23 protein-coding genes and 1 tRNA gene are annotated in these 20736 nt (G+C 37.0%); 1 reads left to right on the top strand and 23 read right to left on the bottom strand.

The features are described 5' to 3' along the window. From HMPREF0874_RS05035 to HMPREF0874_RS05015, 5 genes are all read right to left on the bottom strand, one after another. Positions 1-436, bottom strand: a 436-nt coding sequence (locus tag HMPREF0874_RS05035) for a phosphatidylglycerophosphatase A (protein ID WP_008602092.1), incomplete at its 3' end; no start/stop codon positions are given. 10 nt (positions 437-446) lie between these two features. After that, on the bottom strand, positions 447-842 hold the full coding sequence (locus tag HMPREF0874_RS05030; RefSeq protein ID WP_008602090.1) for a hypothetical protein: 396 nt from the start codon (positions 840-842) through the stop codon (positions 447-449). 100 nt (positions 843-942) lie between these two features. Then, a complete protein-coding gene (locus HMPREF0874_RS05025; RefSeq protein WP_008602088.1) occupies positions 943-1287 on the bottom strand; it encodes a zinc ribbon domain-containing protein YjdM in 345 nt (114 codons plus the stop codon). A 732-nt stretch (positions 1288-2019) separates the two neighbouring features. Next, a complete protein-coding gene (locus HMPREF0874_RS05020; RefSeq protein ID WP_008602087.1) occupies positions 2020-2406 on the bottom strand; it encodes a hypothetical protein in 387 nt (128 codons plus the stop codon). 243 nt (positions 2407-2649) lie between these two features. Further along, positions 2650-3147 (bottom strand): ECF transporter S component, encoded by a 498-nt coding sequence (locus tag HMPREF0874_RS05015; protein ID WP_008602085.1) that lies wholly within the window; start codon positions 3145-3147, stop codon positions 2650-2652. 235 nt (positions 3148-3382) lie between these two features. On the opposite strand from HMPREF0874_RS05015, the gene HMPREF0874_RS05010 reads away from it, so the two are divergent. Next, positions 3383-3949, top strand: coding sequence for an NAD(P)H-dependent oxidoreductase (locus HMPREF0874_RS05010; RefSeq protein WP_004698115.1), 567 nt, complete (start codon positions 3383-3385; stop codon positions 3947-3949). A 137-nt stretch (positions 3950-4086) separates the two neighbouring features. On the opposite strand, the gene HMPREF0874_RS05005 is transcribed toward HMPREF0874_RS05010, so the two are convergent. The 18 genes from HMPREF0874_RS05005 to HMPREF0874_RS04920 all read right to left on the bottom strand — a co-directional run bounded on the left by HMPREF0874_RS05005 (position 4087) and on the right by HMPREF0874_RS04920 (position 20644). Then, a complete protein-coding gene (locus tag HMPREF0874_RS05005) occupies positions 4087-4374 on the bottom strand; it encodes a DUF2695 domain-containing protein (protein WP_004698173.1) in 288 nt (95 codons plus the stop codon). A 23-nt stretch (positions 4375-4397) separates the two neighbouring features. Next, positions 4398-4904 (bottom strand): YfbM family protein, encoded by a 507-nt coding sequence (locus tag HMPREF0874_RS05000; RefSeq protein WP_008602083.1) that lies wholly within the window; start codon positions 4902-4904, stop codon positions 4398-4400. Positions 4905-4988: 84 nt separating this feature from the next. After that, positions 4989-5582 carry a hypothetical protein gene (locus HMPREF0874_RS04995; RefSeq protein WP_008602081.1) on the bottom strand — a complete coding sequence of 198 codons (594 nt, stop codon included), beginning with the start codon at positions 5580-5582 and terminating at the stop codon, positions 4989-4991. A 58-nt stretch (positions 5583-5640) separates the two neighbouring features. Next, complete coding sequence (locus HMPREF0874_RS04990; RefSeq protein ID WP_004698310.1) at positions 5641-6447, bottom strand: hypothetical protein; 807 nt, start codon at positions 6445-6447, stop codon at positions 5641-5643. A gap of 72 nt (positions 6448-6519) precedes the next feature. Beyond that, on the bottom strand, positions 6520-7062 hold the full coding sequence (locus HMPREF0874_RS04985) for a hypothetical protein (RefSeq protein ID WP_008602078.1): 543 nt from the start codon (positions 7060-7062) through the stop codon (positions 6520-6522). A 37-nt stretch (positions 7063-7099) separates the two neighbouring features. After that, positions 7100-7606 carry a hypothetical protein gene (locus HMPREF0874_RS04980; RefSeq protein ID WP_039965197.1) on the bottom strand — a complete coding sequence of 169 codons (507 nt, stop codon included), beginning with the start codon at positions 7604-7606 and terminating at the stop codon, positions 7100-7102. Between the two features lie 71 nt (positions 7607-7677). Then, a complete protein-coding gene (locus HMPREF0874_RS04975) occupies positions 7678-8109 on the bottom strand; it encodes a hypothetical protein (protein WP_021148738.1) in 432 nt (143 codons plus the stop codon). A gap of 20 nt (positions 8110-8129) precedes the next feature. Beyond that, positions 8130-8945, bottom strand: a complete 816-nt coding sequence (locus HMPREF0874_RS04970) for a DUF2262 domain-containing protein (protein ID WP_008602072.1) — start codon at positions 8943-8945, stop codon at positions 8130-8132. Positions 8946-9063: 118 nt separating this feature from the next. Then, a complete protein-coding gene (locus HMPREF0874_RS04965) occupies positions 9064-9894 on the bottom strand; it encodes a DUF6630 family protein (protein WP_008602070.1) in 831 nt (276 codons plus the stop codon). Between the two features lie 342 nt (positions 9895-10236). Beyond that, on the bottom strand, positions 10237-12099 hold the full coding sequence (locus HMPREF0874_RS04960) for an ATP-binding protein (RefSeq protein WP_008602069.1): 1863 nt from the start codon (positions 12097-12099) through the stop codon (positions 10237-10239). A 1-nt stretch (position 12100) separates the two neighbouring features. Next, positions 12101-13060 (bottom strand): SIR2 family protein, encoded by a 960-nt coding sequence (locus HMPREF0874_RS04955; protein ID WP_008602067.1) that lies wholly within the window; start codon positions 13058-13060, stop codon positions 12101-12103. A 234-nt stretch (positions 13061-13294) separates the two neighbouring features. Then, positions 13295-13371, bottom strand: a tRNA-Arg gene (locus HMPREF0874_RS04950). Between the two features lie 129 nt (positions 13372-13500). Then, the gene (locus HMPREF0874_RS04945) at positions 13501-14493 is read right to left on the bottom strand and encodes a 5'-nucleotidase, lipoprotein e(P4) family (RefSeq protein WP_039965196.1); all 993 of its coding nucleotides are present in this window, start codon (positions 14491-14493) and stop codon (positions 13501-13503) included. 355 nt (positions 14494-14848) lie between these two features. Continuing rightward, positions 14849-16312 (bottom strand): catalase, encoded by a 1464-nt coding sequence (locus HMPREF0874_RS04940; protein WP_008602064.1) that lies wholly within the window; start codon positions 16310-16312, stop codon positions 14849-14851. Positions 16313-16628: 316 nt separating this feature from the next. Continuing rightward, entirely contained in the window at positions 16629-16913 is a 285-nt protein-coding gene (locus tag HMPREF0874_RS04935; RefSeq protein WP_004694573.1) for a hypothetical protein, read from the bottom strand. Between the two features lie 88 nt (positions 16914-17001). Next, a complete protein-coding gene (gene dinB, locus HMPREF0874_RS04930) occupies positions 17002-18474 on the bottom strand; it encodes a DNA polymerase IV (RefSeq protein WP_071985083.1) in 1473 nt (490 codons plus the stop codon). 2 nt (positions 18475-18476) lie between these two features. Further along, on the bottom strand, positions 18477-18821 hold the full coding sequence (locus tag HMPREF0874_RS04925; protein WP_004694570.1) for a helix-turn-helix transcriptional regulator: 345 nt from the start codon (positions 18819-18821) through the stop codon (positions 18477-18479). Positions 18822-19360: 539 nt separating this feature from the next. Continuing rightward, positions 19361-20644 (bottom strand): adenylosuccinate synthase, encoded by a 1284-nt coding sequence (locus tag HMPREF0874_RS04920; protein ID WP_008602060.1) that lies wholly within the window; start codon positions 20642-20644, stop codon positions 19361-19363. Positions 20645-20736 lie beyond the last annotated feature (92 nt).

Genomic DNA, 20736 nt, shown 5'->3' with positions numbered 1-20736 from the left:
CACCTACTAAATCATCAAGGAATGTATTACAGTGCCCCCCTTCTTCGCTATCTAGCTTTTTGATGATACCTGGCTTCACCTTGTCTAAATAGCCATAGTTTGTAAAGCCAATGGACCCATATAAATTAACGATGGAAAAGGCTAAAATTTCATCAATCCCATACAGGCTTTCATCATTAGCAACAATGCGTTGCAATGGCTGAGATAATTTATTCTGCTCCGTTAACTTATCAAGCTCTATACCCGTAATAATCGCATTATGCACCTCCCGTTTAGATAGTACAGAAGCCACACTTGTGCGACACTCTTCCAGTTTTAAATTCGGCATATACGGTTTTTGTACGTAAAAAACAAGCTCTGCAATGTCATCTAATGTGACACCACGCTCAGCGAGAAGATCATAAGTATATTTCTCTAAATCTTTCGTAGTTTCCATAAGCCCTCCTTTATCGTTTCTTAGAATTAGTATCAGGTAGCATGACAATACTTACGGGAATCGTTACAACAAGCGCTTCATCAGTATCAACATGTTTAGTATTCCAAGCCGCTTCTTTAGCAGCCTCCTCAAAGATAGGGTACGCTTCACGATCTAGTTTCCAATTATTAGGACCTGCTTCAACAGCTACAATATTACCCTTATCATCCGTCTTAATCTCTATAGGAACGATTAATGTTCCATCTGCACTCGTTTCAAAAGCCTCTGGTGGAATGATCACGTTATAAGAAATCTGTTGTTGCAATTCATAATTACGCTTGTCCGCAGGCTTTATATCTGCAGCTATAGAACTAATAGGACTCATTGCAGACACTAATAAAGCCAACAGTATAACACGGTTAAACATAGTTTCCTCTCATCTAAATACTCTCATACTATATGCATTATAAGTTGATTATACCACGAAAAAATCCCTACCGAATTTTTATCGGTAGGGATTTCTTAGATTAGATTTTCTTAACCATTTCAGATTTCAATGCCATCGCACCGAAGCCATCGATTTTACAATCGATATCGTGACCATCGCTCGCATCAGAGATGAGGCGGATATTTTTAACACGTGTACCTTGTTTCAATACGCCCGCGCCTTTTACTTTGAGGTCTTTTACAACAACCACTGTATCGCCATCAGCGAGCTCATTGCCGTTAGCATCGCGAATAATATCCGCTTCAGCTGCAGCTTGCGCATCGGCCGCTGTCCATTCGTTGCCACACATAGGGCAGATAAACATATGCCCATCTTCGTATGTGTACTCGTCACCACACTTAGGGCAGTTAGGTAAATTTGCCATTTAAATCTCCTTTGTTTATTACATAATGAAAGTATTATATCATACCTTGGAAACCGGGCTCTATATTAATATGATGACCATTGACTCCAGATTGACGATATACGCCAATCTCATTATAATGTAATAAAGAGATAGTCGACGAGTGGTTCCGCCAGGCTCATCCCAAAACATTATAAAGCATGCAAAAATGGCCTTTCGTTTTCAGCTACCAGTTGGTAACGAAGGGCTATTTGTCGTTATTACGACAAATCAGCACTATCAATGCTCCAAAGGAAATAACGACAGTTAAGATCCCGAGGACAATCATAATGACTTCATAAGCATTCATAGGCTTTCACCCCCTTCAAAGAAAAAGGGTGGCCCAACCTCGTTCGACTATCTTACGTTCATTATAAACCGAACTTATGTTCTATGCAATAAAAAATCTATTAATAAATATTAGTCTATTTATAACTAACAAAGGGAGACTCTTGATAGAGTCTCCCTTTTATTCGTGTACAAGTTGTACGAAATTAATCCGTGTTTTTCAATCAATAATTTCTGCTATATACTAATAACGAAAGAGCCATTAACGTGAGTTAGGTAAAAAATAAACCTAACGTTTAAGACTAAGTACGGCAATACTTAGACACGTTAGGTTTATCAAATTCACAATTCTTTGATGAGCCTAACGCCTAGAACACGTTAATTGGCTCTTTTGTACTTATAGTATAGTCTGAATTCTAAAGACTGTCAATTTACATCGTCATTAGAGGATATTATAAAATTAATGGGAACATGAAAAACAAGTTCTTCTTTAACATCAATATACCCTATATTCCAAACGGTATCCTTTGCGGACTGTACTAACTCTAAATATATCTCATCATTAGAGGTACTCTCATTTGGATTTAACTCAACAGAAGTAATACGACCTTGAGTATCCGTTTTTATCTGTAAGGCAAAACTATAATCTCTATTAAGCTTCGTTTTAAGGACTTTTGCCGGAATCTTTAACTGAGACTGTATCTGCTCATTAAGAGAGCGTTGTATATCAAGCGTGTCCCTCTGATAATCAGCAAAAGCATTAATAGGACTCAAAACAACTAGCAATAAAAATAAATATAAAACTCTAACCATAAAATTTCACCAATCATAACACACAACATAAAATTATTATTGAGTTTTATATTAACAAAACAAATAAAATATGTCCATTTATCTAAGCATCAATACTTTAAGGAAAATAATGACAATTAAAAGTTCATGGATAATTATAATAAAAACAAAGAAAGCACAGCGCTACTAGCGCTGTACTTTCTTGAGTGTCATCATTAACTATACTAACATCTTTTTCTACATCGTATACCAATAAGTATACTATTACGCAAGTCGTCTCCGTAATATAGCATATAAAATCATGCTAATAATGACACTCATAACGGCTTGAATGGCGTTCGTCAATATACTAGCAATGGCTACGCCTAGGTCGAATACAAAGTATTCAGCGATAAAGTAGCCTGCTACGATGATAATACCACCTAGGATAGTTGCCGCTAAGGCAGAGGTAGTTGTCTTATTTTTATAGACAGTACCGACAAGATAGCCTTCAAGTCCTTTCACCACGAAGGTGATGGGTACAAAGACTACATAGCCGAGAAATAAATCGGCTAGCGCCGGGCCGATAGCACCAATATAGGCGCCATATTTTCGACCTAATAATAGAGCTGACGTCATAATAACGACATCTCCTACATTGAAATAGCCGCGAATGCCAGGTACTGGAATTTTCGTGTACATGGTAAACAATGTTGCGAGGGCAATCAATACGGCTGTGAGTACTAACGCAGACGTAGTACTGCGGGTTTGAACGTGTTGCATAGCGTCCTCCTTATAAAGAAAAATAGATATGCGATAAAATACACCGCATATCTATACTATATACCTTTATAACAACACCCGCAAACAGAAGGAATTAATAATACACTCTTCCCAACATTTATCGTTATTTACGTTTAGAATAGGTGCTCTTCACTAGACTTTAACTTAATATAGCTACCATTTTACTATACAGATTCTCTCAACCTGACGATGATTAACAAGAAAGGAACTAGCCATGAATATTTTAATCATTTACACCTATCCTAATCATCAAAGTTTTAATGACGCTATTCTGAAAGTAGTGCAACAGAATCTTTCAAAAGACCACAATGTGAACACCTTGGATTTATATGAGGAGCAGTTCGATCCTATATTACGATTTGATGACACGCACAAACGTCGAGATTTAAGCACTGTACCGGACATGGAAAAGTATCGTAACTTAATTACTTGGGCAGACCATATCGTCTTTATCTACCCAATTTGGTGGAGCGGTATGCCGGCAATGCTCAAAGGCTTTATCGATCGCGTGTTTACAGCGGGCTTTGCCTATTCATACGGAAAACGAGGACTTATAGGTCATTTACAGGGAAAATCCGCCTGGATCATCACCACCCACAATACTCCCGCCTTTTTGACGCCGTTTATTCAGGACTATGGCAAGGTATTGAAAAATCAAGTTCTGAAATCCTGTGGCATTAAACCGGTTACACATACCCAGTTGGCTGGCACAGAAAACAGCTCAGACGAAAAACGCCGGCGCTTCTTAGACAAAATCGCTAATATCGCCGGCAGTATTTAACATTTCTAGTATACTATGATTTTTTACCAAAGATTACTTGGTTACCAAAATCACAAATAAATTTTCATTAGACTGCTTACAGTTTGCTCTAAGTCAAAAACAAGCTGTATACGAAAACCTTCCCAATTACATAGATATTACTCTTCAAATCTCTCTTCTACATTATAGAGAACCTCGCAGTCACAACCGCCACCTTCGTTGACGATCCAGTCTAATACGATTTCTACATCTACCTTTTGTTTTTCCAAGAATTCTCTAGTGAAAGTCAAACTATGATCGCAACCGTCATTTTCCTCTAATTTCTCGTCTACATAATCAAAGAGATTCCAAAACAACTCTTCATCCATAGGTAAACTATCTTTAAACGATTGTCTCTGCTTATCTGCATATGCTTTTAACAATTCCTTTTTACGTGCTTTATCCATGATAATAATTTCCTTTTATGAACTTAGCAAATCGATACAAGCACGTTCCCATTAGCGTCTAGTATTTGTTTGTAGAAACGTTTCATTTGCTCGAAATCATGAAGAAGTTCGTCTTTGATTTCCTCCTCTTCCTCATCGTAATCCCAAATATCTGGATATAGCTCAGCCTCTTTGCAAGCTGCCATATCAAAAGATTCAAGAGCCTCTTCCATATCAAACTGCTCTAGAGCCGCCACGATATCTGCTAACTTATCGTGTTCCGTATACGCTAAGTAATCCGATAGTTCTTCAACAGCTGTTATGCCAAGCACAGCTTGGCTAAGAGGATTCTTATCGTCCTTATGGTCAGTGCCTACGCCAGTTAGCACAAAGTGAAGTACATCCCACATTTTATCGATATCAAGCAATAATTCATCATCGTCATTCCACTCTTCAACGCTTTCAAGAATTTCCTCTTCTTCTGAGCCCATGGCTTTAATTTCTTTTAAATTCGCATCGCTTAAACAGCTATAATTTGCAATTAGTCCCATAGCCCATAACCTCCTAATCCTGTAATCTCAGTAGATATGTAATAATCTGCTATCCCCTTAGATATTTAGTACTCTATCTCTCATTTAATACTCTATCTCTGTCAGTAAGTCTAGTAAATTAGCTTCTCCTTCATGAGATTTATCTAATAACGGAATAGCTAGTAAAAGCACTTGCAGTGAGTAGTAATAAAAGCTAAAGAATAAATCATCAGGAACTACGTCTTCTTCCTCATATCTAAGAACATCTTCGTCTTCATCGTATTCTTCAGACCAAAGGTATTCTTCGTTAAGCATATCCACAAAATGAGGTAATGGATCTGCATGCTCTAGCACGAGACCATCTCGGATGCACTCAGCAATCACAGTAAATAGGTCTACCAATTGTTCTGCTAAATAATGAGCTACTTCATTCTGAGTTCTCTCTTCTAGGGCTTTCTTAAAAATACGAAGCAAGAAAATCATAGCAAATGGTGTAGCATGCCACAATGTCGATTGGTGCTCAATATTCATTGCTAACGCCTCACCAGCCGCATCAACAGCATCAATACTTTTCATGCTCCACAACACATCAAGCTCTGTAGGAAAATCTGTGGCACGACCGTAAGTTGTGGTTAACCGATGCCACGGTATATCACTGACTTTCACAGTTTCTATATATTGTTTCGTCACAGTATCCATTATAGTTATACCTTTAGCATTATATATACGCCCACCTATTAATGCGTTTACCCCATAATTATTTCTGAATAACCTTTTTCACCAGTTCATAGGTGTCTATGAGACGCAGTTTTCCTATCCTAGGATTATCTGTAATCTCCTCATAAATATCTTCCAACGTGCCTGCTGGTGCTAGTTTCCACAATTTACACGGATATAGTTCGACGTTCCCTATGATTTCTAAATCGTCTAGCAATAGGCCTAGGTCTTTATGATTAAACCAACAATCTGTATCGATACCGAAATTTGTATTATCTTTCCGGCAGGCGATTTTACTATTTAAAAACTGCTCCATTGTAGGTTTTTCTTCTTGTAAAAGTCGCGTACAGGCTAAATGATATTCGATTTTCCGCGGTGATTGATCCACGTCAGATACAAAGACGGCACCATAGTCGTTTTCAAACTTAACAGCTAATACGTCGCCCACCTTAAAATGAGTTTCTCTCCTCGTTTTAGATTTACGAACCTTAATAGGCTTTGGATTTTCACTTTGTAGCTGTACTGCTAACTTATCTAATACCTTTTGGCGCTGTTTAAGTGCCTTACTATCAATGTCTAGCCAAAACTCATGAGGGCCCTGAGCGATTATGTCTAAGGTTTTCTCTTTGATATCCTCAGACAGATGCCCTATCTTCCATAAAGAATAGGCCACCGCAGTCCAATAAATTTCTGTGTAAAACTCATCAGTACAAAAATTTTGTTCCTCACCTAAGATTTCAGAAATTATAGTATCGACACTGATACCATCCTTGTACCGCTCAACAATAGCATTATAAATATCATGACCGTCATCGCTGTCTATGATCTTTACTCCATCAATTGCCATACGATTCTCCTATTACAACACAAAACCTCTTGAAACACTCTTTTATTGCTGATTATTTTCCCATTTTACATATTAAAAGAATAGACCTTCATAAGCCGTAATACTACCATCTTCTTCATGGTAAAAGCCTTGGTATACAGGTTCTCGATGTGCCGCATCGTAAAACTTTTGCAGTACAGCAGCCAAGTTTGCTTCAGAAGGCATGCCTAGCGCCTTAACAACTGTTTCCCATTCGTCCATTTCTGTATAAGATGTAATTTGAGCATATCGCTCCTTAGCATACGATTCAAGAATTCCTACATCCGTATATTGGCTAGAGTCACAATAGTCATGCCAGCAAATGCTATACACCAATAAACAAATTAAATCGTCTATACTTTCAGCTATGCGACCGCATTCACCTTCGCTACTCATATATCCAATTGATCCATCCTCTAGTTGATGATATTCACCGCCTGCACCATCACGAGCAAAGGCTACTCCATCCACGGAAAAGGTACATCGCCCCTCTACCTCATCACGTTTTGTAGGTTCATCAAGCAGAAAGAAATCAAATAGTGCATCAAAATCTGCTGCCAAGTTAGAATCTTCATGTAATATTTTTAAATAATCCATATTGTTACCTCTTATAGATTCGTCTATTCTCTCTATTTCATCTCTTATTTTCTCGTAATTCTAACAACGCAGAAACCTCGCTCATACTGAGATTAAACATGTTGCTTTCTAAATCAATAGGTACAAAATAATAACAAACTATATCTGCACCAAACTCATCTTCTAGCTTTAGCCATTCTGTCCCTGAAAGCACGGTAAATCCGAGCGTATCATCGCCAAGGCTTTCAGCAAACCAGCGCACCTCATAATCAGGTTTAACGAAGTCGTTGAAATATTTGATAGTCACATCCCGGTCTTTCTCATCACCGTAGGGAATTAGCAATTTTTTATTGCCCTTTTGTAGTACAATATCGTCACCATACTGCTTTCCATTGCTAACGGTTTGAATGTCGATAGGCTCATCCATCATGTCATTAAAATAGTTCACCACACCTTCGTCATCCTCGCGCCAGTCAATCCAGATGATAGCTTCGGAATCAAATAAATCATCTAAATCCATATCATGACTAAAGAAATCTTTGACTAATTTATACATATCTTCCATAGTCTCTCTCCTGCATATCACTTATATTTTTAGGTAGAATACAACACCAGTATCACCACTTTAAAACAACTCTATAAGGTTTCGTATATCACATCTTGTTGAGCCGTAAAGTTTTCATCAAAAGGAACCAAAACATATAGATGTCCTGCTGGGGATTCTCCCACATCATAGCCTAGTGCAAATGCATCGTAACAACCTGATTTATCCAGCATTATATCCGTTAGCGTTAGTACAACAGACTCTTCTTGCGGTATTCCCTTTTGTATGAGCCTCTTCGCCAGTTGGTCTAATTCATCTAATTGAACATATAATTGCTCCCATATTGATAGTGAAAGTACATCATCTTCAGTATAACCGGTACAACTAATATTAAGTTTTTTAAAGGCTTGTCCTACATTCTCTAAACGATTAGTACCCAATCGGCGAGATACAAAGTAAACACCATAAGGTTCTTCAGACCAGCTTTCAACATTCCATAATGTCATTAATTCCGATTTTCTCATTAGGACTCTCCATTAATTGATTATCCTGCAATATCTGCATCAATAGGGTTCCCATCCGCATCAATATGGACTATGATACAGTGCCCCCAGAAAATATCATCGTCGTCATAATATACCTCTATAGTGCCATCGTTGCGAAACGCCAATTCGCCCATCATAATACGCTTGGCAAATACGTCTGATGTAATCGGATCTTGGTCATCATTGTCGAGCCAATCATTAGCAAGGTCTAGCAATTTTTCACTAATATAGGTACTAATTCGTTGTTCAAATGCTTTGAAATTATCGATTGTATTGAAAGCAGCCAATGCTACGGTGCAGCTTTCATCAGAGCCCTCATCCACATCAAGGGTGAATGCATAATCATCAATTCTCGCTGTGTAATATTGATACTCTCGATTTAACAGGAAGTCACCCTTGTCGGTATGAAGGTATTTAGGAGTTTTCAAATACGCCGACAACGCCTCTAGCTCGCTATGTTTAGCATGTTCCTCTAACACCTCAAGCACATAATAGCGATTATTCCAAGAAGGGCGCATGTAGCCCAAGTCCTCTATAGGTTTTGCTTTCTTAACTAACAATTTGTAAACACCATGGGGCTCAAAAGAATACCCCCAACCAGTGTCAAAACCTTCAATAATCCACGTCAAAATGCCTTCGCTACGGTCAAGCACGCTAGTTCGAGTATCTAGAATAGCATCGGTGGACACCAGTGGTCTATGGTACTTATCCAAATAAGGACTAGCCCCATTCGCATCACTGCGCGGCAATGCATAAATCTCAAATACTTCCGGCTCAAACTCTGCTTCATATTCTGGCAAACGTACAACACTCATATCGCTCTCTCCTATTCATCACATTTTACGATACAAACTATTTACAGTTTAGAACTCCATCCTTTATAGATGATGCCATAGTATAATTGCTTCTATAACATTAAAATGTTCTGTTGTATCACAAGCGTTCAGCTACATCGATTCTATGTAACAGCTCTTTTGCTAGTTCTTGGGCTGTTTTGAATTCCTCATTTGAAAGCACCATAAGTACAAAGCTATCGGTTCCGATATCCATACCTACTAACTTATGGGCTTCCCATGTGGCATTAAGATCCGCACTCCAGTCCGTAATGCATTGGTCTTCATCTAATGCTGCTGTATCAATAGTTAGATTTTCGCTAGTATCTAAAGACTTGTTACGTATTAATTTCTGCACATTATGAATAAAATCCTCTAGTTCACACTTACAGCTTAGCTCTACGGCATATCCTTTAGATACTAGTTTCTCATAAAGGTTCCACCAACTATCTTCTAATTCTTCCATGGAGCGCAACTTAGCCTCGGTCATAAAAGATTTAGCTTGTTTAGCATCGCCTAGTAATAACGTTGCTAGCTCTGTAAATGTTGGTTTCATCTGCTCTATATCTAGATTTGCTACTTCTACATACAAACTAGGATCAGGCAATCTCCGTTTTTTCACAAAAGCCCGCATCATCTTCACCGCATCTGGATAACTTACATCATCCATACGATAGGTTTTACTATCGATGTCTAAGAATATATCAACGGAATCCTGCGTTTTTCCTACACGAGCCTTCATCGCAGTGCAACCATCGATAGCATGAGGCGGATATAGCTCCATATACATGAAAAAGCCATCTTCCATAGCCTTGAGCGTATTATCTATGCCTACTATGTTAAAACCATTCCGATTATAATCGGGACTCTTCATGCGCCACTCTTCGTAATTGTCAAAAAGCTTTTCTTGAATCCAATTGTAAAAACTCATAAGGATACACCTTTATATAACTACCTTTTACAAACACTCTATTTAATCTAATTATAGCATTATTACAATTTAAACAGCATAACTTAAAATTCACTAACATAAGAAAATAATGGCATAAAAAATAGGCATAAGACTAAAAGCCTTATGCCTATTAATTTTTGGTGCGCCTAACCGGAATCGAACCAGTGACACGCAATTTAGGAGTCTTATCACTATACACTAAAATCACATTACATATAAGTATTAATATGGCTATATTAATCTTCTTTTACATCTTATAAGAATTTATTTTCTCCAAAAAATTTTATCTGATCATAAAGAAAAGGCTTATAAATTGGCTTATTAACCATCACTATCAGGATTAGGTTCCCATAATCTCACAAGAGATACATCATCACTATTAGGTCTAACTGATTCTAGTCTATTCACTACAACAAAAAAAGGCATATTAAAAGCTTTTCCCGTAATAACAACTTCCCCTTGCCCTAATAAAGGAATTCTTTTATAAGAACTATAATCTAATGTAGGCATTGTATTCTCAAGAATCTGTAAATCCTTATCATTTACGATACGATGAATAAAAAAATTATGAAGTTGGGAAATAATCGTCATTGAAATATCTGAAGGGCGCTGACTTGCTAAGGTTAAATAAAAACCAAACTTTCGTCCTTCTTTAATAATTTCTTCAAAAACTGATAATCGATAATCTTTCCAATCATCTTTATTATTTTTATTCACATCATTTAAAATATTATGTGCTTCATCAATTATTAAATGTATCGTCTTTTTAACACTTCCAGAAGATGAAACCTCACTCTTATGCGCATCATAAACCATCTTAGACACTAACATAGGGAGCAAACGGGTAACCTCTTGGTTAGCATTTACAAGTGAAAAAATATTTAGCAGTTTATAGGAGTCAGATAAATTATCCTTAACCTCAATAACTCTATCTAATGCATCTAGGGAGTTTTCAATCCTCTTTATCATAGGGCTAATAAACTCTGAGGTTTTAGAATCATATACTGCAACATATACTCTTTGAAATTCAATAAAATAATACAACTTTTTTATTTCACTAGCAGATTTAAACTTATCTTCTAACTCTTCTTTTACGCTATCAAACTTAAAATATTGTTTACCAGCTTCTGTTATTTTGTCATTATTGATTACAAGTTTTCCATTTTCATTTTTTATTTTTATATTTCCATAATAAAGTTCTTTACTACATTCTTTAAAAGGTTCTAATAGAGAATTATTTATACCTAAAAGTTCTCCCACCTTAATCCATTTCTCTAATGTAACTCTATCAATATCTTTTCGGTCTTGAAGAATACTAATAAGTAAACCAACTTCTAAATCAGCAAATTCCTTCTCTGTCTCAATAGATTTATACTTTCTTAGAGCAGCCCGTAAAAACGGAACCTGAGTACCTGGTTTAGCATCAAAAAGTATAGATAATAAATCCGGATCTAATAAATATTTTCGAGTAATTCTAATTTTATCTGATTTATCTGTTCTTGTAGAGATATTAAATATTTCTTTATCATCATTAGATAAACCAAACATTGATTCCCCTAAATATTCTCCATTAAAATCAATTAGAAAAAATTGAGACTTTTGATTTATATAATCTTTAAATGATGATTGAAATAACTCATAATACATTTTATGTAAAGTATTTGATTTACCACTACCTGTATTTCCAAAAATACCAATATGAGATGCAAATATTTTATCAATTGGTATATTTATATCTTTTCCTTCAAGTAATGACTTTCCAATACTGATTGTAGACTCCGATTGAATTACACCATAAATCAAATCTAACTCCTCTTGAGTAGTTAAACACACCTCATTTCCTATCATAGGGACAAATCTACTGGTTATATTAAATCGTTGGTTTTCTATAACACCTTTAACTTTTAAGGAAATAGATCGCTTCATTGAATTCTTCTTGTATCGATTATCATATATATCTAAATTTGAAATATTTTGCTGATCTATAATACTTTCAGATACAACTGTTGCAATAATTTTTACCATATTTTGATGAATAGTAACAAATGCACCAACCTTAGCACCTGAAAGAATATCACCATACCAAAACACATCTGTATCATTTGTAGTATCATAAAGTCCAACTTGGGATACATTACCATCTACTGAAATGATTACACCTATTTTTTTTGGTGAATACTCCATATTAACTATCCCCCAATTTCTTTTCAAATAAAATTTTGGTTACTTCCTTCAAAGTCAGCGGTTTAGATTCAAAATCACCGGGGCCCCATATAATCAATCTTGAGTCTGTTTTAGAAATACCTATATTTTCCCGAATGTTATGAATCGCACTATTACTATATGCAAAAATATATACACGTAATTCTGGATTTTGAATTGCACGTCTGACCATCTTTGCAATATGTACATCTTGAAAAGAGAAGCCAATTACAACTAATATTGATTGTGGCTTTTCAAGCTCCAATTGGAACACTCTCAACATTTCATAGAAATAATTTGTTAAAAAAGTTTCTTTCGATTCATATCCAGTTGGTGGAACCACAAAAGGATCTTCACAGACATTAGAACTTATGAGAACGTTCTCTCCATCTCTTTTCCAATTAACTGACCCATGTGGTTTTATTAAATTGACTAAAGGCAATTCATAATTATAATTATCATTTATCCCTTTGTAAGCAACAACTCGATTAAAATTTGTCCAATCCAGTACTTTTGTGAAGTATCCCCTAGAACCATCATTACATACAAAGTTTCGTGTTCTTAAGACAGTATCAATTGCACACTCTAAAAATAAATCATAGTTGGTTGTAAAAATATTAACGCTTCTTGGTATTTCACGAGAATTAACATTAAGCAAACATTGAATTAATCCCTCTATAAATTGAGTATATGACTTATACGATTTAAATATTTTCAACCGCTCCCCTAGTGTTATAGGACTCTTAGGCTTATCTCCGGTACATTTTAATAGAACCTTTTCACTTATATCTTTAACACACTTTAATAATTCCTCATTTGCTTTATCTCCAAAGGAACTAAATTGCCCCATCAAGGGTATTGCATCACTAGATGCACCTGAACCAATCAAAAAATTAAGTCGTTTAGTGTAGCAATGTTCTTGGATTAATTTTATATTATTCATCTAATTTCTCCCTACAAAATTAAGTCCCCATATATTTTTAATCAACCTAATTCACTTACTTTATATTATCTCAAAAAGAATAATATAACTCAAACTAACAATAAAAGTGCTGTTTTATTTACAAAATCTAAAGTCTATTGGATATAACATCATTACAAAAGTATCCCCAATCACATAAATCTGTAATTGGGGATACTTTTAAACATAATCAGCTTTTATAAATTTTAAAAATTTTGGTGCGCCTAGAGGGAATCGAACCCCCAACCTACAGTTTAGGAAACTGACGCTCTGTCCGGTTGAGCTATAGACGCATGTACACTTTATTATATCGTTTTTAATAAAGTATACGCAAGGCGTCCTTATTGCTATAGATAGCAGTTATTAGCTCATTATTATAAACATTGGTTAATAGCTAATTGCTATAGTCGTCACTTATAAACTTATTGTTGTAGGTATTGGTTATTTATTTGTTTTTGTTCTTCCGGGCTTAGGTTTTGGTAACCTTTTGCCAATGCACTCACCCAAGATCCGTAAGCAGGGTTCGGGAATACCACAAAGGTAGTACCAAAGTCTTCTTTATGAGCATCGATGATGCTATTTCTTTCAGCTGGTGTCTTACCTTTTGTGCCGATTGGGAAATCACCGGCGTTATCGCCCATATATACAATGACATAATATTTTTTAGCAATCATATCAAAGCGAGGTTGTTTATCAGAGTCTTTTTCGAATAGTAGTACATGGTCTTTATCGACAGAGGGGAATCCTAGTTCTTTAAAGTTCTGTATCGTTACATCAAGGTTTACAGGTGCGTAGCGGTTTGAAACATAGAAGATTTCTACCCCTTGTTTATGTACTTCATTTAGGAATTCAACAGCGCCAGGCATGGCTTGCGATTTGCCTTGATGCACGGCTTGACGCCACCAGGGAGCATCAAAACTGCCATTACCATTTACAATGCTTTCACCCATCAACTTGGTATTATCCACTACGGTTTCGTCCGCATCAAGAACGATAGCTAAAGGTTTTCTTTGATGAGATGGATCAGTAACGGCCATCTTAACGGCATTCATTGCCACATTATACCCTTGATACGCCAACGCTCTGTACTCTGCAGAGGTACGCATCCATAGCAAGCCCATCGTTTCAGTTTCGGCTTGGTACTGTTGCTTTTGCTTGAGGGCTTCCTGTACCGCTACATCATTAGCTACTACATTATTAGTTACTGTATTATTTGTTGTAGCACTAACTCCATCATTCTTAACTGCTGTAACAGTAACAGGTTGAGCTGGTTGAGCCTGCGTTACAACAGCAGCAGAAACAGGGCTATTTACTTTCACCGTCTCTGGAGAATTCGCCTGTACTACAGAACCCACACAAAGGCTTCCTCCAATGCAAGCCACCGCCACATACCATGCCAAACTACTAGATTTCATAATTGCCTCCTATTCACATATAACATTACGTGCAACTTTAATACATCATATAACTCTACATAATTATACTAAAATTCTTTTGAAATTTGTATATTTTCAACACAGCAAAAGGGCCCTTACTACACATCTTTGATGATTCTTAACTTAGATGTGATTAGCAAAGGCCCTTTAAAGGTTTTTATTTGTTTATAAGATAATTGGTATCAGTGTATAAAACTTTTGTGTGAATTTAGATTTTTTATAGATTTGTTTTTTATATAAGTGTAAGAGAGTTATTAGTTAAGAAAGTTCTTTTCAATCGTTAGTATTGTTTAGATTAACTGTCTTTTCTGTTGTTTAAATAGGATGTATTCCCTTATTTTACATCACTAAAATCAATGTCCATACCCAAGGCTTTGGCAACGCCTTCACCATAAGCTGGATCACATTGATAGCAATGTTTTGCATGACGTTCTTTGATGAAATCAGGTACACCATTCATAGCCGCTGCGGTATTGTCAAACAAGGCTTGTTGTTGTTCAGGGCTCATGAGGCGGAACAGTTTACCTGGTTGTGTAAAGAAGTCAGAGTCGTCTTCATAGAAGTCGTATTGGTAGGCTGGGCCAGATACGTCGAGAGGAGGATTTTTGAATTCCGGTTGTTCAGCCCATTCACCAAAGCTATTTGGTGCGTAGCCAATTGTAGACCCATGGTTTCCATCTATACGTCCTTGACCATCGCGATGATAGATATTTACAGGACATTTAGCGGCATTAACAGGGATTTGATAATAATTTGCCCCTAGACGATAGCGTTGTGCATCCGCATAGGAGAACAAACGACCTTGTAGCATTCTGTCAGGAGAGAAAGAGATACCAGGAACGATAGTTGTTGGTGCAAATGCAGCTTGTTCTACATCTTGGAAATAATTTTCTGGGTTGCGATTAAGTTCCATTACACCAACTTCAATCAATGGGAATTCATCGTGATACCATACTTTTGTTAAATCGAATGGATTGTACGGCATATTGTTAGCTTGTTCTTCGGTCATCACTTGGATGCATAATTTCCATTTAGGGAAATCGCCTTTTTCAATAGCCTCAAAGAGGTCACGTTGGTGACTTTCACGATCACTAGCTACCACATTAGCCGCCTCAGCATCGGAAAGATTTTCAATCGGCTGTTGGCAAACCCAATGGAATTTAACCCATACGCGCTCATCGTTTTCGTTAATAAGACTGTATGTATGACTGCCGAAACCATGCATTGTGCGGTAGGATTTAGGAATACCACGGTCACTCATGACGATTGTTACTTGGTGGATTGCCTCTGGCAAGCTAGTCCAGAAATCCCAATTTGCTGTCGCATCGCGAAGATTTGTTTTCGGATTCCGTTTTACAGCGCGGTTCAAATCAGGGAATTGCAATGGATCGCGGATAAAGAATACCGGTGTATTGTTACCTACAAGGTCCCAGTTTCCTTCTTCCGTATAAAATTTTACGGCAAAGCCACGAATGTCGCGTTCTGCATCGGCCGCACCACGCTCACCGGCAACGGTGGAGAAACGCACGAATAACGGCGTTTGCTTGCCTACTTCAGAGAAAATTTTTGCTTTCGTATATTTTGTAATATCGTTAGTTACTGTGAAAGTACCAAATGCACCAGATCCTTTAGCATGCATGCGGCGTTCAGGAATCACTTCGCGCTCAAAATGAGCTAATTTCTCCATGAGCCAAACATCTTGCATCAATACAGGACCACGTTTACCTGCTGTAGCAGAATTGCGATTATCTGGTACGGGAGCGCCAAAGGCGGTTGTTAGTTTCTTTTCATTATTCATGTTACAAACTCCTACTTAGAAATCAAAATTAAAGTAATTTACTTTACATAATTTTTAAATCATACATCTTAATTTCGATAAAAATTATTAATGGATAATTATTATTCATTAATATGTAATTAGAATAGCACAAATTTTTTAACATAACAACCCTAAACTTTTACAAATCTTGTATACACGATATCATTTATAATTCTAAAGTGAGAATTTCAATGCTATATATTTAAAACCTATAAAGATATACCTACAAAAATACGCAAAACAAAAAACACCTTGTTTCTACTAACTTATAGATCACAAGGTGTTTTCATTCAATTTATGCTGGACGGCTCCAGTCAACTTGTACGTCGATAGCTTCCCACATACGTGTTAAAGCTAACTTAAGGTTATCCAAAGATTCTAATGGTTTTACGGTCAACCGTTCATACGTATCAAGACCTGTAGCATGCTCAATAGCATGTTCATTATTCAAGTAAGCGATTACCTTATCAACCCACTCTTGTTCAGGTAAATCTACGGACACTGTTTTTGTTTCTGTATCATAGGACAAGAAACCATTGCTGTTTACGCCATAATGGATGGCCACACGAAATAAACTCATATCTATACCTCTCTTGCGGTAATTTATTAACACTACACCCATATTGTAACATGAACAATTATATTAGCGAAAGTATTCAATATAAACTTTATAAATCCTTTTTGACGGTCTTTTTAGGTTCTTCAATAGATGCGTGTGTATCTGCAACTGTAGACCGATTAGCCTCTTTAGTCGAGCCTACATTAACTTTAGTAGATGCCCCATCCTCTTGACCAAGCTGTGCATCCACGGCCGCTTTCAACTCTGACCGTTTCCTACGTATTCCATTGTCTCCGTGAAAGCGCTGCCATAATGCGCCACTCATAACAGCAGTCTCACCAAATTTAGACTCTAAGGAGTCTAACACGCTAGCAAGCTTGTCCTCTGTTTCATCCTGTGGAGAATCAAAGAGACTATCCTGCATAGGAACCTCCTCATCGAGGCCACTCACAGTAAGACCTAATAGTCGTATAGGGCCAGGCGGATCCATACAGGTAATCCCTTTAGAACTACTACATTTAAAATTCGTAGACTTTACCTTTGTAGTGGCCCCTAACGGTTCCGTATCTTTCTTAGACTCTTTAGGCCGCTTACTCGTCTTATCCTGCATCAATTTATTCCACAGAATCAATGCTGTTTCGAAAAATACATGTTCCTGGTCTGACGGTGTATCTAGCCGCTTCTGCCGTGATACGGTAGTAAAATCATCATACCGAACCTTGATAGATACAGTATGTCCATGAAGGTTACGCCTACGAAGCCGTTTCGATAGACGGTTTGCAAAGTACCTAAATTCTAATTCAATAGCACGGCCCTCTGTGAGATCTTCTTCGTAGGTTTCCTCCGCTCCAATTGATTGTATCTTGCGATCTGTTTCAACAGGTCTATCATCGATACCATTCGCCAGTTCCCATATTCGCTTTGCCTGATTCCCCACGAGAGGAATTAAACTGCTTTCATCAGGCAAAGACTGAATATGACGCATCAAGTGAAAGCCACCAGCTTTCAAAATTTTCTCTGTCCGAGGACCAACACCCCAAATACGTTTAATCGGCAAAGGCGCCAGCACCTCTTTTTCACGACCGTATGGGATGACTACAAGACCATCAGGTTTATCTAAATCAGAGGCCAATTTAGCAAGAAATTTATTGGGTGCTAAGCCTGCAGAAATAATAAGTCCTGTTTGCTCGAATACACGATCTTTAATGGCTCGTCCTAGCTCTTTGGGGCCGCTATACATGGTGGACATGCCGCTCACTTCAAGAAAAGCTTCATCAATAGATAGAGGCTCAATGTAAGGGGTAAATTCTTTCATAATGGAAAAAATTTGGTTCGACACCTCTTTATAGCGATCCATCCGAGGATATACATATATGCCATCAGGACAGAGTTTCTTAGCCCTCGATATTGGCATCGCAGAGTGAACACCAAATTTTCGGGCCTCATAGGAACAGGTAGCTACGACACCACGTGAAGAAAGACCACCCACGATTACGGGGTGGCCTTTATACTCTGGATGATCCAGTTGTTCTATGGACGCGAAGAATGCATCCATATCAACATGCATAATCCAACGTCTCATTGTTACGCTTCTTTTTCGTGCTCAGAAATGCGGCAGTATTTAATTTGCGCGCAAATGCACTCATCTTTAGTTTTGTATAATTGAGGGAGAATATCTAAAATATCCGCAAATGTAGCTTCATTAATGGAGTAACGCGTCCATAAACCATTACGTTGAGAGTTAACTACACCTGCATCAATTAAGATTTTCATGTGGTAACTCAACGTAGATTGAGACAAATTGAAGCTCGCTAAAATATCGGCTGCACATAATTCATTGCAAGACAACATATCGATGATGTGTAATCTTGTTTCATCGCTTAATGCCTTAAAAATCGTCGCTAAACGTTCGTAAGAAACTTCAACCATATCTTTAACTCCTCAGATCCTTATCAAAAAATATCAATCTACTTCTTGGTACTATTATATACTATTTCTTAATGTAAATCTATTTTTTTCTTTATATTTGTATCTTAATAATTTATTATGAATACAAAAAAATTATAGATAAGTAAATTTCGCCTAATTATAAACTAATTTAAGCACGTAGCTATTTGTATAAAATGAATATTTTAAACAATTTTTCATTTGATAGGTTTATTTGAATATACATTTTTCTGTATATATAACAATTACACTCTATTATTTGTTATATATTTCTCGATATACTCACACTCTAATAACTATAAAGCATACTTCGATATACCGCACCGCTGTAGCAACCTAAAGGATTAGATATAGAGGATCCACGTTTGTATTCTGCATCCATTCAATACAAAAGACCCCTCTGTGAGGGGTCTAATCTGTATAATTCTATAAATCGATTGCATAGCAAAAAATGTTAAAATATATAACACTCTATCAATGCTACCAAATGTAAATTTTCTATTATATCAAATTAGTATAGCTTAGAATACATTTACTAAATCGATAGTTTGGCTGCGATTAGGACCAACAGATACAATGCCTAAAGGCACGCCTGTTACTTCTGCAATACGTTCTACATATTTACGAGCATTTTCAGGCAATTTATCATATTCACGAATACCAGAAATATCAGTTTCCCAACCTGGCAATGTTTCGTAAACTGCTTCACAAGCTTCAAGATCTTTTAAATTAGCTGGGAACCCTTCTACGTCTTTACCATTCAATTTATAACCTACGCAGATCTTCAATTCTTTAAAGGTATCAAGAATATCCAAACGTGTAATTGCTAAGTAATCAAGGCTATTAAGACCTGCTGCGTATTTTACAACCATGAGGTCTAACCAACCACAACGACGAGGACGACCCGTTACAGTGCCGAACTCATGACCAAGTTCACGAAGGTTATCACCAGTTTCGTTAAGAAGCTCTGTAGGGAATGGGCCTGCACCAACACGTGTAGCATACGCTTTTACAACGCCAAAGATGTTTTTCAAGTAATTAGGACCCACACCAGCGCCTGTGGAAGCACCACCTGCAATTGGATGAGAGGATGTTACGAATGGATAGGTACCATGGTCAAGGTCGAGCATAGTAGCTTGAGCACCTTCGAACAATACCTTTTTATCCTCTTTTACAGCTTTAAGAACAGCTGCATTAGTATCTGTTACATAAGGTTTCAAGGCTTCAGCGTATTTGATGTAATCCGCTAAGATTTCATCGTAGCTAACAGGTTCAGCATCGTATACCTTAGTAAGCATTTTATTTTTGAACTCTACATTGTACGCTAATTTTTGTTTAAATGTTTCCATATCATACAAATCGCAGATACGGATACCAATACGATTGATTTTATCAGCGTAGCAAGGACCAATACCATTTTTAGTAGTACCGATTTTAGCATCCCCTTTAGATGCTTCTTCCGCAGTATCTAGAGCGATATGGTATGGCATGATTACATGTGCACGATTGGAAACTTGAAGGGATTTAGCAGATCTGCCTTGCTTTTCAAGACCTTCAATTTCTTGTAGCAGAACTTTAGGGTCGATAACAACACCAGTACCCACGATATTTTGTTTGTTATCGTATAAGATACCACTTGGTAAAAGGCGAAGTGCAAACGCTTTATCATCAACTACAACAGTATGACCCGCGTTATTACCACCTTGACTGCGCACCACAACATCCGCACGTTCTGCGATCCAGTCAACAATTTTACCTTTCCCCTCGTCACCCCATTGAGTGCCGATAACCATACTAGTTGCCATATCTATATCCTCCATATGAAAGTCTAAATAATTCAATATCATTATACAACAATGTTCGGATTCTGTGAAAGTATTTATACAAATTCAATCTT

It is taken from the genome of Veillonella sp. 6_1_27, from assembly GCF_000163735.1.
In the GTDB taxonomy this organism is placed as follows: domain Bacteria; phylum Bacillota; class Negativicutes; order Veillonellales; family Veillonellaceae; genus Veillonella; species Veillonella parvula_A.
The sequence above is the reverse complement of the archived record's forward strand: the minus strand, read 5'-3'. Positions and strand labels throughout refer to the sequence as shown.

Coding starts and splice junctions, on each gene's coding strand:
- HMPREF0874_RS05030 (WP_008602090.1), bottom strand. CDS start 842: ATGTTTAACCGTGTTATACTGTTGGCTTTATTAGTGTCTGCAATGAGT.
- HMPREF0874_RS05025 (WP_008602088.1), bottom strand. CDS start 1,287: ATGGCAAATTTACCTAACTGCCCTAAGTGTGGTGACGAGTACACATAC.
- HMPREF0874_RS05020 (WP_008602087.1), bottom strand. CDS start 2,406: ATGGTTAGAGTTTTATATTTATTTTTATTGCTAGTTGTTTTGAGTCCT.
- HMPREF0874_RS05015 (WP_008602085.1), bottom strand. CDS start 3,147: ATGCAACACGTTCAAACCCGCAGTACTACGTCTGCGTTAGTACTCACA.
- HMPREF0874_RS05010 (WP_004698115.1), top strand. CDS start 3,383: ATGAATATTTTAATCATTTACACCTATCCTAATCATCAAAGTTTTAAT.
- HMPREF0874_RS05005 (WP_004698173.1), bottom strand. CDS start 4,374: ATGGATAAAGCACGTAAAAAGGAATTGTTAAAAGCATATGCAGATAAG.
- HMPREF0874_RS05000 (WP_008602083.1), bottom strand. CDS start 4,904: ATGGGACTAATTGCAAATTATAGCTGTTTAAGCGATGCGAATTTAAAA.
- HMPREF0874_RS04995 (WP_008602081.1), bottom strand. CDS start 5,582: ATGGATACTGTGACGAAACAATATATAGAAACTGTGAAAGTCAGTGAT.
- HMPREF0874_RS04990 (WP_004698310.1), bottom strand. CDS start 6,447: ATGGCAATTGATGGAGTAAAGATCATAGACAGCGATGACGGTCATGAT.
- HMPREF0874_RS04985 (WP_008602078.1), bottom strand. CDS start 7,062: ATGGATTATTTAAAAATATTACATGAAGATTCTAACTTGGCAGCAGAT.
- HMPREF0874_RS04980 (WP_039965197.1), bottom strand. CDS start 7,606: ATGGAAGATATGTATAAATTAGTCAAAGATTTCTTTAGTCATGATATG.
- HMPREF0874_RS04975 (WP_021148738.1), bottom strand. CDS start 8,109: ATGAGAAAATCGGAATTAATGACATTATGGAATGTTGAAAGCTGGTCT.
- HMPREF0874_RS04970 (WP_008602072.1), bottom strand. CDS start 8,945: ATGAGTGTTGTACGTTTGCCAGAATATGAAGCAGAGTTTGAGCCGGAA.
- HMPREF0874_RS04965 (WP_008602070.1), bottom strand. CDS start 9,894: ATGAGTTTTTACAATTGGATTCAAGAAAAGCTTTTTGACAATTACGAA.
- HMPREF0874_RS04960 (WP_008602069.1), bottom strand. CDS start 12,099: ATGGAGTATTCACCAAAAAAAATAGGTGTAATCATTTCAGTAGATGGT.
- HMPREF0874_RS04955 (WP_008602067.1), bottom strand. CDS start 13,060: ATGAATAATATAAAATTAATCCAAGAACATTGCTACACTAAACGACTT.
- HMPREF0874_RS04945 (WP_039965196.1), bottom strand. CDS start 14,493: ATGAAATCTAGTAGTTTGGCATGGTATGTGGCGGTGGCTTGCATTGGA.
- HMPREF0874_RS04940 (WP_008602064.1), bottom strand. CDS start 16,312: ATGAATAATGAAAAGAAACTAACAACCGCCTTTGGCGCTCCCGTACCA.
- HMPREF0874_RS04935 (WP_004694573.1), bottom strand. CDS start 16,913: ATGAGTTTATTTCGTGTGGCCATCCATTATGGCGTAAACAGCAATGGT.
- dinB (WP_071985083.1), bottom strand. CDS start 18,474: ATGAGACGTTGGATTATGCATGTTGATATGGATGCATTCTTCGCGTCC.
- HMPREF0874_RS04925 (WP_004694570.1), bottom strand. CDS start 18,821: ATGGTTGAAGTTTCTTACGAACGTTTAGCGACGATTTTTAAGGCATTA.
- HMPREF0874_RS04920 (WP_008602060.1), bottom strand. CDS start 20,644: ATGGCAACTAGTATGGTTATCGGCACTCAATGGGGTGACGAGGGGAAA.